Origin of the sequence: Polaribacter vadi, assembly GCF_001761365.1 — a bacterium.
GTDB lineage: Bacteria > Bacteroidota > Bacteroidia > Flavobacteriales > Flavobacteriaceae > Polaribacter > Polaribacter vadi.
Map to the genome: position 1 here is coordinate 1,719,492 of NZ_CP017477.1, position 12,616 is coordinate 1,732,107.

Consider the following 12,616-nt stretch of genomic DNA (forward strand, 5'->3'; position numbering starts at 1 on the left):
AACTCTATATTGTTTGTTTTTTATTATTTATATAAATATTTTCGTAAAAAATATTAGACTTTAATGGATACAATTAACTCAATAGATTCTTTAAGAAAATTTTCTTTTAAGATTGAAGGAGATTTTATAGAAAACCAAAATGGCGGTTTTTTAACTTTTAAGAATGATTTTGGGTTAGGTAATGCAAAAGCATTTAAACTATTTCCTGGATTAGAAGTTATTACTTTTAATTTAACCGCAAAAAGAAGAATTACACTTAAAAACCTTTATAAAGCTAAAAATTGTTTGCATTTTATATTTTGTGTAGAAGGTAGTTTAGAACATCAATTTGAAGATAAGAAAAAAGTAAAAATTATACATAGACTTCAAAACGTTATTGTTGGGAGTAAAAAAAATAAATCTAGCAAAATAAGTATTCCTGAAAAAAGTAGAGCTAAATTTAGCATTATTACCATCGTTAGTATTAAAGAGCTCTCAAAAGAGTTGAGTAATAAAAGTCAACTTTCTAATTTATTAGAGAATATATTATCTACCATAAGTAGAACAAAAGAATATTCTTACTTTGGTGAAATTTCTAGTGCAACATCTCCATTTGTAGAAACTTTAGTAGGCACGAATCTTTCTGGTCTTTCTAATAGATTAATAAATGAAGCTGCTGTTTTTGAAATACTTTCTTTACAATATTCAAATCGTAAAAAAGACTTAAAAAATGTAGAGCAGAAAAGTACTTTATCTAAATTAGAAACATTTAAGATTATTCAATTAAGTGAATATATTAGTAATAATTTAAATGAAGAAATTTCGTTAAAATCACTTACAATTATGAGTGGTTTAAATCAAAAGAAAATTCAAAAAGGGTTCCAATTTTTCTTTAATGAAACCGTAAATAAGTTTATAGCAAACCTTAGAATTTTAAAAGCTAAAGAGCTTTTAGAAAATTCAGATTTATCGATTTCTGAAATTGTTTATAAAATTGGTTTAAACAGTAGAAGTTATTTTTCTAAAATTTTTTATAAAAAGTATGGCTTAACTCCTAAAGATTATAAGAAATACCATCATTTAAGCAATCCAACATTTCAATTATCTTATTCTTCTCAAGTTAGTGAAGGAATTCAACAAAAAGATTTAGAAAATATTTTAAATATTGCTAAAGAAAAAAATAAAAAATTAGACATTACTGGTTGTCTTATTTATCATAATAACTTTTTTTTCCAAATTTTAGAAGGACCAAAAACTGAGATTTTAAAACTAATTGAAACTATTAAAAACGATTCAAGAAACTTTAATTTAACTGTTTTATTTGAAGGTGTTAAATCAGGGAGAACCTTTAAAGAATGGAATATGAGTTTGATAAAAGGAGATTTTACTAATTTAGAAATCAATGAAAAGTTTGAAATTTTACCTATGGATTTCTTAGCTTTAACAGATGTTAAAAACCCGATAGCAAATAAATATATGTGGGAAAAAGCTAGAAATTTTTTAATTGTAAACCAAGAAATAGATTTATAAATGGTTTTTAATAAATTCTAATTTCAGATAATCTAGAATTTTTATATTTAGATGGCGTAACTCCATATCTTTCTTTAAATATTTTAGAAAAATAGCTATTACTTTTAATGCCTAATTCGTCTGCAATTTCTGCAATTGTTAGTTTAGATTTCTCTAGTAAAGTTCTTGCTTGATCTAGCCTTTTATTTCGAGTAAAATCGTGTACAGAGCAACTATAATAAATATTAAATAATTTTTGAAGTTTACTTTCTGATATAAAATTTTTATTAGCAATTTCTTCAATAGTTGGTAAATCGCTTAAATTATCTTCAACGTATTTAGAGATATGAATTATTTGATCTATCTCTTTTTCTGAAAGTGTATCTGTATGATCTTCAAGCGTATTCCCTAAATAAGTTTCTAAAGTATTTGATAAAATTGTATATGTTACTCCTTCTTTATATAGAGATCCAATAAAACCTTTTTTGGTATTATGTAGTATTCTATTTATCATTTCAAACTCTTCTGAACCAAAAGGATACGTATAGAAAAAAGGATTTATTGCTTTTACATCTCTCAACAGTTTGCTTAATTCATCTCCTAAATCAAACTTAAAAGAAGCCAATTTATGTTCAAATAAATTTCTATTTAATTCTAAACTGAAGATATGTATATTTTTGTCTTTTGGAATTTTAAAAGAATGAGTTTTACCAATAGAACTTCCAATAATAGCTCCACTATATTTAGGAATACTTTCAAAATCACCATCTTTTCCAAAGTTATGATAAAACGTATCTCCTAAATTAAAAACAAATTTTAGAGGATTAATTCTATTTTTATTCATTTTTAAAACCAAATCTTCTTTTAGCTTATAATCTGAATTCATAATCCCTAAACCTGATGCAAATTGTACTGCTGAAACTTCTCCAGTTCCATTAATTTCTGGAATTTTAAAAGAAGTAATATTATCTTCTTCTATAAAATCAGCACCCATAATTATTGCCATTTCTTTAACAATATCTTCTACAAAATGGTCTTCTACAGCAATTTTCTGGGGCATGTTTATTTTTTTTGCGCAATATACATTTTTAATTTTTTATGTTAAAAACTTGGAGGAATATTATAGATTCATATCAATTACAAGTTTTTTTTAAAAATCTATATCTAATAAAAAATAGCGTTTATAATTTTTCTACCTTATAAACGATAGCTTTAATTTAGGGATATTGCTTATGTGATAATGCTTGAATATAACCTATATTTGAGAGTATTAATAGATATTCCCCCTAATCTTTTATAAAAGCTAGACTATCCCCCTAAAGTTTAGCTTTTATTCTTTCTTCATTTTTTTGAGCTAATTTACTTTCGCTCATTAATAGAAAAACGAATTTGTTAAAAATTATAATTTTTTAAGAGTATCGATTAGTGCATCGAAATCTTGAGATTTGTCAAAAAAAGCTGTTGCACCATTTTTTAAACAAATCCTTTTTAATTCTATATTAATAGAAAATATAAAAACTTTTACAGGTTTCTTTTTTTCTTTAAGCCACTTTAGCAATTCTATTCCATTACCATCAGGTAAATTTAAATCTAGAACAATAAAATCGTAGTCTGTAAGCATTAACCTTGTTTTTGCTTCTTCTAAATTTACAGATAAATTTATTTTATTAATGTTCTGTAGGTCTTTTGCAGTATTGTATAATTTTTCTCCAATAAGAAAATCATCTTCAATTAGTAAAAGATTAATTTTATTTGTTGTCAAAATTTTAATTTTATTTAAAATTCAAATATATTATTAAATGAATTTTTAATAGGTAAGCAAAATCCTTATTTGTTGATCTTAACTATTAGAAGCTTACACATAAAGCATAAAGAAAGTATTTTAATTATTTGTTTTCACTAGAATTTTATTTGATCCATTATAAGGTTGTTAAACCTTCACGAATTGCATATTTTGTAAGTTCAGGTATGGTGTATAACTCTAACTTTTTCATTAAATTATTTCTATGAACATCTACTGTTTTAGGACTAAGAAATAAAAGTTCAGCTATTTCTTTAGATGATTTTCCTTCTGTTAAAAGCTGTAAAACTTCGGTTTCTCTAGAGCTTATTTTATTTAAATCTTCTTCTTCATTTAAAGAATGTAAATAATCCTGATTTATATTTTTAGATAGGTATTTTCTATTTTGCATTACAGTAGTAATTGCAGTTATTAATTCGCTTACATCGCCGTCTTTTAATAAATATCCATAACCTCCTGCTTGAAACATGGCTTGTACAAATTTTCTATTGGCATGCATAGAAAGCCCAATAATTTTAATTTCTGGATTCCCTTTAAGAATTTGTTTTGCAGATTCAATGCCATTTAAATTAGGCATAGAAACATCTGTAATTACTACATCTGGATTTAATTTTGCACATAATTTAATGGCTTCTCTTCCATTTGAAGCTTCACCAAGAATTTGCAAATTTGCTTTTTGTTCAATAAGATTTCTTAAACCATCACGTAACATTTGATGATCATCAACTAAAATAATAGTTATTTTTCTTGAGGGATTCATAATTCTAAAGGTATATAAATTTTAATCTTTGTTCCAACTTTTATTTCTGATTTTATTGTTATTGTTCCATTCATACTTCTAATACGTTCATTTACTGCAAATAAACCAAAACCAGAATTTGAACTTCCACTTGCTTTTAACACAGTAGTATCAAAACCTTTTCCATTATCTGTAAATAAAATATCAACTGCATTTTTATCTTTAATTAACTCTAAGGTTATTAAAGAGGCTTCCGCATATTTTATGGTGTTTGTAACCGCTTCTTGAATACAGCGAAATATTAAAATTGATTTGAAATCACTAAGTTTAACAGCATCTACATTACTATTAAATTTAAATTTGATGCCATATTTATTTTCTGTTTCTTCTGCGTACCAATCTAAGGCATCTACTATCCCTAACTGATATAATACAGGTGGTGATAGCTCATACGTAATTTTACGACTATTTTCTAAAGCGTTAGAAATATGCGATTTAATAAATTCAAGGTCTTTATAAATATTTTTTAGTTCGGTTTTCTTTTCTAAATCCGTAATTCTCATTTTTGAGATTACTAAAGATTGACTTAAATGGTCGTGGATGTTTGCTGCAATTTCTTTTTTTTGTTTTTCCTCGATTAAAGAAATTTCGCTAGTTAATTTTTGAAGAGAAGATTGGTATTCTTCTATTTCTTTTTTTGCAGACATCCATTGTGTAATATCTCTACTTGTTGAGATTAAAGAAGCAATTTTATTATCTTCAATTATTGGAGAAATTAAGGTTTCCAACCAAATAAAATGACCTTTTTTATGTCGAATTCTATATATTATGGCTTCTATTGTTATACCTTTTAAGAGCTTGTTTTTAAAAGCTTCTTTAATCTTATTAATATCCTCTTTGTGAATTACTTCTATAAATTGTTTTTTGAGAAATTCTTCTTGTTTATAACCCAATAAATTTTCGACAGCAGGACTAATGTATTTAAGGTTTGTATTAGGATCTTGGAGAGCTATAATATCATTCGTATTATCTGCCAAAAATCGATACATTTCTTGTGCTTTTTTTCGTTCTGTAATATCTAAAACAATAGCAATAAAATTTTTATGATTGGCATCTTCAACTATTTTTAAGTGAATTTCTACAGGATAAATACTACCATCTTTTCTTTTGTGATTTGTAAAAAATATTATTTTCTCTAATTCCTTGTTTTTTAAAGGTTCAACAAGTTTCTTAAATGAAGATATTGTATAATCTGGCTTTATGTCTATCGGATTTATAGTATCTATTTCTTGATTTGTATACCCTAAGTTGACTAAAGCACTTTGATTAACATATTGGAAACTGAAGGTTTCAGAATCGAAAATATAAATTTCATTCAAACTATTTTCTAAGGTTTCTTGAAATCTTAATTTTTCTCGCTCTACTTTTTTACGGTTGGTAATATCTTCACAAATAGCTACAGTTCTTTTGGGTGTTCCATTTTCGTCTCTTATAAACGCCAAGTGAATACGAACCCAAACAATACTGCCATCTTTTTTTATATAGCGTTTTTCATTGTTATAATTTCCTTCTCCACGAGCTGCTTTTTTGAATAATTCCAAATCTTTTTCAACATCATCAGGATGTGTAAGTTCTGAAAATTTCATTTTTAACAATTCATCTACAGAATACCCTGTTATATTCTCATAATAAGAATTAACTAACATTATCTCGCCATTAGTTGGATCAACCTGACCAATACCTAAAGAGGCAATCTCAAAAATGGTTCTGAATTTAGCTTCACTTTCCTTAACTGAAATTTCAGCTTGTTTCTGTTCGTTGATATTCTGAATACTACCATAAATACGTGTGCATACATCATTAAGAAATTCTGCTTTAAAGTTTACACGAACCCATAGTTCTTTTTTATCAACAGTTATAATAACAGCTTCTAAATCGTAAGATTTACCCTGTGAAATACATTTTTCAATACTAGACTTTATAAGTTCGTGAAAATCTTTTCTATAGAAATTAATGGCTTCATCTAATTTAGGTGTATACTTTTCAGCATCTGTTCCATGAATTAAATGTACTTCTTCTGACCAAAAAACAGTTTCTTCTACTAAGTTTAATTCCCAGATACCTATTTTAGCTAAGCTACCAACTTGTTTATTTAATTTTATTAAGTTCTTTTCTTCTGTAATATTTCGTATTACACCTCTTTTTCCAATAATTTTTTTATGCTCGTTAAAAACAGGTTGTACCATGTTTCGTATCCAAAGTTCTTCATTTTTTGAAAAAACAACTCTTAATTCTAAATCGTAAGGAGTACCATATTCTTCTAATTTTTTATTTGCAATGCTAATTTTTTGTTGAGATTCTATATCAAAATACCTTTTCGCTATATCATATTTTAATATTTCATCTTCTGGTTTTAATTTATAGAGTTGATAAATATAATCTGACCAAGTAAGTGTATTCTTAACAAGGTCTTGGTACCAATACCCTATTTTTGCTAACTTACTAGCTTGGTTCATGGTATCTTGATTTCTTTCAGCCTCTTCTTTTGCTTTTATCAAAGCTAATTGAGCATTTTTTTCTATGGTAATATTTTGTGATACACCTCTTCTACCTACAATTTCATTTTTTTCATTATAAACGGGTTGCCCTAAGTTTCGAATCCAAATATTTTCATTTTTTGAATTGATTAAATTTAACTCTAACTCATAAGGAATTCCTTTTGTTGCCAACTCTATAGTTGCTTCAACAATTTCTTTTTTTGATTTTTCAGTATAAAAACTTAGAATTACATCAAGATTTGGGATTTCTTCTTCAAAATTAGTTCCGTATATTTTATGTATCTCATCAGACCAAGAAATTAAATCTTTTTCTTTATCATAGGCCCAATATCCTATTTTAGCCATTCTTCCAGCCTCTCTAATAGAATATTCGCTTTTTTCTGCTTCTTCTTTAGCTTCAATTAATTTTTCTTTGGCTAGTTTACTTTCAGTTACGTCTCGTTCTATAGAAATCCAGTGAGTATAAGTACCTTTTTCATCAGCTACAGGAATAACTGTAAAGTTTGTCCAAAATTCTTCTCCGTTCTTTTTGTAATTAGTTGTGGTAACTTCGCAAGGCTCCCAATTTTCGATTGCTTTTGTTAATTTTGTAAGTTCTTCTCTATCTGATTTAGGCCCTTGTAGTATGCTTGGTGTTTTGCCTATTATTTCTACTGCAGAGTAACCTGTCATTTTAGTAAAAGCTTCATTTACATAAATAATTTTATGTCCAATTTCATCAACTGGTTGTGCTTCTGTTATAATAACAGCATCATTGGTATGAGTAATAACACTTTCTAATAATTTTAAATGTTGTTTTTCTTCAATTTCATTTGTAATATCTCTTGAATTGATAACAATACCATTAACTGCAGGATTGTTAAGCATATTTGTTAATACAGTTTCAATCCATCTATATTCATTATTATTGGTTTTAGCTCTGTAATGTTTCATAACAACCCTATCTTGAGTAGCTACTTTTTTAAGACTTTCTTGAGCATTTTCAATATCATCTGTATGTATAAATTCAAATGCATTTTTACCAATAAATTCTTCAGGTGGTATCCCAGCAATTTTGGTACTTGAAGGACTCATGTAGGTATAAGTTCCTTTACTATCAATTATTGCATATAAGTCATAACCTTCTTGAACCAATGCTTTAAAACGTTGTTCGCTTCGTACTATTTTTTCTTCTGCTTTTTTCTGTTCTGTAATATCTTGTAGAACTCCTCTTCTACCAATAATTTTATTATTTTCATTATAGATTGGCTTAATGATAGCTCTAAACTTAAGGTGTCTACCATCCTGCATTTTTAAATCAAGCACCTCATCCATTGTAATGCCAAATTCCATACAGTTATCAACTCCTTTTTGTAAAATTGTATTAGATTCTTCTGTAAACAATTTTGGGATTTCTTCAATAGGGAATCTCTCATTTATAGAAAACTCAAAAAGATTATGCAGTTCATGAGAAAAGTAATCTTTTTGATTGTCAAAATATAGTTCATAAGCACCAATTTTAGCTAACTTACTAGCTTCTTTCAATAAAAACTCATTAAATAAAGTTTTCTTAAGAGATTCATTAATTGTTGTTTTTGATGCTTCTAAATCTTCTTCATAATTTTTTAATTCTGTAATATCGTCTATAGTTACGCAAACTCTAAAAGGCTCTTCTTCATCATTTCGAAACTCAGGTATTGCATTAACTTTTAACCAAACATACAAACCAGTTTTGAAATTAATTGCGCCAGCAATAATATTACGTACGGGTTTTTTACTTATAATAGCTCTTTTTGCAGGAATTTCATATAAATCTAAACTTTCCCCATTTCTATTTATTGATTTCCAAGCAGGGTCAAAAAGAGATTTTCCAATCATTTCTTTTTCACTTATTTCTAAAATGTTTAAAGTAGATTTGTTTACGGAAGTAACAATACCTTCTGGTGTTGCATAAATAACTCCATGAGACATATTTTCAAAAAGATCCTGATATTGTTTTTGATTTTTTTTAAGAATCGCAGTATAATCTTTTACCTTTTTATCCCTTTTCTTTAGAGCAAAATAGATAAGAATAGAGCTCACTAAAACAAAAAATACACCTTTATAAGATTGCATTTCACTTAAGGCTTCATTAGAAATGTTTTCTTCAAAAAAGAACAATAAAAACTTATCTGAAAAGATAATGTATAGAGAACAAATTATAAAATAAATTACAGCAATACTAGTGGAAGATACTAATTTATTAGAGTATTGTTTTAATATCATATGTTTTAAAAATAAGGGGATTTAAAAATACAAAAAAAAAGTAACTCTTTTAGAGCCAATTATACTTTAATTTAAAAATAAAAAGCCTTTTAAAGAAAAATTCTTTAAAAGGCTTAAAGTACGAGCGGAGAGACTCGAACTCTCACACCTTTCGGCACTAGATCCTAAGTCTAGCGTGTCTACCAATTCCACCACGCTCGCAATTTGGTTTGCAAATATAAACAATCAAACCAAACTACAAAGCAGTTCATTATTATTTTTATATTTTTGATGTAAATTTAAATTTATCTTATGGATTCAGTAAAATCATACATAAAAGAACACAAACAACGTTTCTTAGACGAACTAGTAGAATTGCTAAAAATACCCTCTGTAAGTGCAGATAACGCTTTTAAAAAAGATGTTCTATTAACAGCAGATTTTGTTTTAGAGAGTTTAAAAAAAGCAGGCTGCGATTCTGTAGAACTTTGCGAAACTGATGGCTATCCAATTATTTATGGCGAAAAAATCATCAACAAAGATTTACCAACGGTTTTAGTGTATGGACATTATGATGTACAACCAGCAGATCCTATAGAATTATGGACTTCTCCTCCATTTGAACCTGTTATTAAAAAAACGGAAATTCATCCTGAAGGTGCAATTTTTGCAAGAGGTGCTTGTGATGATAAAGGGCAAATGTACATGCATGTAAAAGCTTTTGAATATATGATTGCGTCAGGAAATTTACCTTGCAATGTAAAATTTATGATTGAAGGTGAAGAAGAAGTTGGCTCTGTAAATTTATCTGCTTTTGTAACCAAGAATCAAGAAAAGTTAAAAAATGATGTAATTATTATTTCTGATACAGGAATGATTGCCAATGATATTCCATCCATAACAACAGGTTTACGTGGGTTGAGTTATGTAGAAGTAGAAGTTACTGGCCCAAATAGAGATTTACATTCTGGTTTATATGGAGGTGCAGTTGCCAATCCAATTAACATCTTATCAAAAATGATTGCTTCTTTACATGATGAAGATAATCATATTACCATTCCAGGTTTTTATGATGCTGTTCAAGAATTATCAACAGAAGAAAGAGCAGAAATGGCAAAAGCTCCTTTTAGCTTAGAAGAGTATAAAAAGTCGATTGCTATTGATGATGTTCATGGTGAAAAAGGCTTTTCAACAAACGAGCGAAATTCGATAAGACCAACTTTAGATGTTAATGGAATTTGGGGTGGTTATATTGGTGAAGGTGCAAAAACAGTAATTGCAAGCAAAGCGTATGCAAAAATTTCGATGCGTTTAGTACCAAATCAAGATTGGAAAGTAATTACAGAATTATTTAAAAATCATTTTGAAAACATTGCTCCAAAATCAGTAAAAGTAAAAGTTACACCACATCATGGAGGTCAAGGTTATGTAACTCCTATTGATAATATAGCGTATCAAGCTGCAAGTGAAGCTTATGAAACTACTTTTGGTAAAACTCCAATTCCACAAAGAAGTGGAGGTAGTATTCCTATTGTTGCTTTGTTCGAAAAAGAATTAAAAAGTAAAACTATTTTAATGGGATTTGGTTTAAACTCAGATGCAATACATTCTCCTAACGAGCATTTTGGTGTTTGGAATTATTTAAAAGGAATAGAAACCATTCCACATTTTTATGCTAATTTTGCAAAACTATCTTTATAATTGTTATAATATAGCTTGCTAGCCTATTTTCTTTATCATTTAAACGATATAATTAAACAATTGGCAAAAAAAATTCCTCAAAATAAATATTAGTAATAAATTTGACGATTAAAGTTTGAAACAAATAAATCAACACATAAATAAAAATAAAATGAAAAAAATTTACCTTGGGGCAGTATTTACACTAATGTCTTTTTTCGCGAGTGCACAAGATTACGATCATTGGTCTATTGATATTGGTGGAGGAATTCATCAAGTTGGCTCTACTTTATCACCAGGGTTTAGTGAAAATATTTTTGGTCAAGGACATATTGGTTATAGATATATGTTTAACGAAAAATTTGGTTTAAGATTAGATTTAGGTTACAATAGTTTCACAGCAAATGAAGATTCTCAACCATTTACATCTAACTACTACAGAGCTAGTTTAGAAGGTGTTGTAAACTTAGGAAGTGTTTTAAAATTTCATACTTGGACAAATCGTTTTAACCTTTTAGCACATGGAGGTGTTGGAGCTGCTTCATTAAATATAACAGATCCAGTAGATAATGGTGGAGATGTTATGTTTGCAATGAACTTTGGTATTACACCTCAGTTTAAATTAAATAATAGATTCTCATTATTTTTAGATTTTTCATCACTTATCCACTTTTATCAAGAAGATAATTTTGATGGAGGACCAAATTCTGCAACAAGAGAATCTAACATCAGCCTATTTAATACTTCTATAGGACTTAACATAGCACTTGGAAAAAACAAACAATCTGCTGATTTCTGGAGAGGTGAAGAAGCAATTGTAGTAAACTCTGAGTTAGAATCTATAAAAAATCGTTTAGATACTGCTGAAAAAGAAATCCAAGTTCTAAAAACAAAAGAAAGTTCTCCTAATAAAGAACTTATTATGACAGAATTAGATAATAGATATGTTAAGAAAGGTGAAACTACGTATGGTGATGTTGTAACAAGCTCTAATGTAGATTTTATTAAAGAACTTTTAAACAGAGGGTATGTAAATGTATTTTTTGACATAAACAGTACTAAAATTCAGAAAGAATCTTTATCTTCAGTAAACTATTTAAGACAATTTTTATATGACAATCCTTATGTAAATGCTTCTTTAATTGGTTTTACAGATGAAACTGGTAGCGAAGAACGAAACCAAACTTTATCTAACAATAGAGCAAAAGCTGTTTTTGATATGTTAGTTGCTTCTGGAATTAGTCCAACTAGATTGTCTTATGGTGGTGTTGGTGAAGACAAAACAATGTCAAAAGGTGCTAGACAATTAGCAAGAAAAGTTACTTTTAAAATTAACTAATAAAATAGTTAGTTTTTAAACTAAAAAAATCATCTATAATTTAAATTATAGATGATTTTTTTATACGTAATTTTTAAATAACTAGAATAATTGATTGATGATTATATATTTTATAATACAATATAAACACTAACCAACAAAAGAGTTACCTAGTTATTCTTTTAAAATATAAGCTTTTAAAATATAATCTACTTTTGGATATTCTTTGCGTAGAAACTCGTTTCCTAATTTTGCTATTTCACCTTGTTTACGTCCTAAATTGTCTCCATAACCATCGTAAAACTTCAATACATTATCTTGGCCAGCAATTACTTTTGCAACCACAGGAAAACCTGTAACTCCAGAATACGCTAACTCATCTAACCTATAATTTTCTTTTAAATTGATAAATATTTGGTTAGATCTTGTACTAACTCCTCCTCTAGCAAAAGAAATGGTCATAGAATCATTTTTTTTGATGACAGGTTCGTCTTCAATACCTCTTTTTTGCCAAGCGTTATTTATAAGTGAATCATTATGAATACCAAACTGCGCAACAAAATTAGGAACAACTCTAAAAATTGCTACATCAATATAATAATCATTTTTTATTAATTGATATAATCTATCCACTCCATTTGGCGACCATTCTCTAACAGCTTCAATATCGAAATTTCCTTGAGTAGTTTCAAATCTAGCTTTAAAAGTTGCAGGTGCTTCTTTTTTTAACCATTTTTCTTTAAACTTTTTTGTAGCACAAGAAGTCATTAAAATAATAGATGCTAATACTAATATTCTTTTCATTTTTT

At 27.6% G+C, this 12,616-nt stretch carries 8 protein-coding genes and 1 tRNA gene; 3 read left to right on the forward strand and 6 right to left on the reverse strand.

From position 1 onward, the window contains the following. The first annotated feature begins 63 nt into the window (after positions 1–63). Positions 64–1,509 (forward strand): BLUF domain-containing protein, encoded by a 1,446-nt coding sequence (locus LPB03_RS07705; RefSeq protein WP_065317755.1) that lies wholly within the window; start codon positions 64–66, stop codon positions 1,507–1,509. Between the two features lie 7 nt (positions 1,510–1,516). On the opposite strand, the gene LPB03_RS07710 is transcribed toward LPB03_RS07705, so the two are convergent. The 5 genes from LPB03_RS07710 to LPB03_RS07730 all read right to left on the reverse strand — a co-directional run bounded on the left by LPB03_RS07710 (position 1,517) and on the right by LPB03_RS07730 (position 9,031). Beyond that, positions 1,517–2,548 carry a helix-turn-helix domain-containing protein gene (locus LPB03_RS07710; RefSeq protein WP_065317756.1) on the reverse strand — a complete coding sequence of 344 codons (1,032 nt, stop codon included), beginning with the start codon at positions 2,546–2,548 and terminating at the stop codon, positions 1,517–1,519. A gap of 339 nt (positions 2,549–2,887) precedes the next feature. Beyond that, positions 2,888–3,250: a response regulator gene (locus tag LPB03_RS07715; protein WP_065317757.1), complete on the reverse strand. Its 363-nt coding sequence runs from the start codon at positions 3,248–3,250 to the stop codon at positions 2,888–2,890. A 157-nt stretch (positions 3,251–3,407) separates the two neighbouring features. Then, complete coding sequence (locus LPB03_RS07720) at positions 3,408–4,049, reverse strand: response regulator (protein ID WP_065317758.1); 642 nt, start codon at positions 4,047–4,049, stop codon at positions 3,408–3,410. Next, entirely contained in the window at positions 4,046–8,830 is a 4,785-nt protein-coding gene (locus LPB03_RS07725) for a PAS domain S-box protein (RefSeq protein ID WP_065317759.1), read from the reverse strand. The genes LPB03_RS07720 and LPB03_RS07725 overlap by 4 nt, the downstream gene beginning before the upstream one ends. Before the next feature lie 119 nt (positions 8,831–8,949). Further along, a tRNA-Leu gene (locus LPB03_RS07730) sits at positions 8,950–9,031 on the reverse strand. A gap of 90 nt (positions 9,032–9,121) precedes the next feature. Between LPB03_RS07730 and LPB03_RS07735 the strand changes: the two genes are divergently transcribed. Both LPB03_RS07735 and LPB03_RS07740 read left to right on the forward strand, forming a co-directional pair. Then, positions 9,122–10,510, forward strand: coding sequence for a dipeptidase (locus LPB03_RS07735; RefSeq protein ID WP_065317760.1), 1,389 nt, complete (start codon positions 9,122–9,124; stop codon positions 10,508–10,510). Between the two features lie 151 nt (positions 10,511–10,661). Further along, a complete protein-coding gene (locus tag LPB03_RS07740) occupies positions 10,662–11,828 on the forward strand; it encodes an OmpA family protein (RefSeq protein WP_065317761.1) in 1,167 nt (388 codons plus the stop codon). A gap of 153 nt (positions 11,829–11,981) precedes the next feature. Here the strand turns inward: LPB03_RS07740 and LPB03_RS07745 are convergent, their stop codons facing one another. Beyond that, complete coding sequence (locus LPB03_RS07745; RefSeq protein ID WP_065317762.1) at positions 11,982–12,611, reverse strand: peptidylprolyl isomerase; 630 nt, start codon at positions 12,609–12,611, stop codon at positions 11,982–11,984. Positions 12,612–12,616 lie beyond the last annotated feature (5 nt).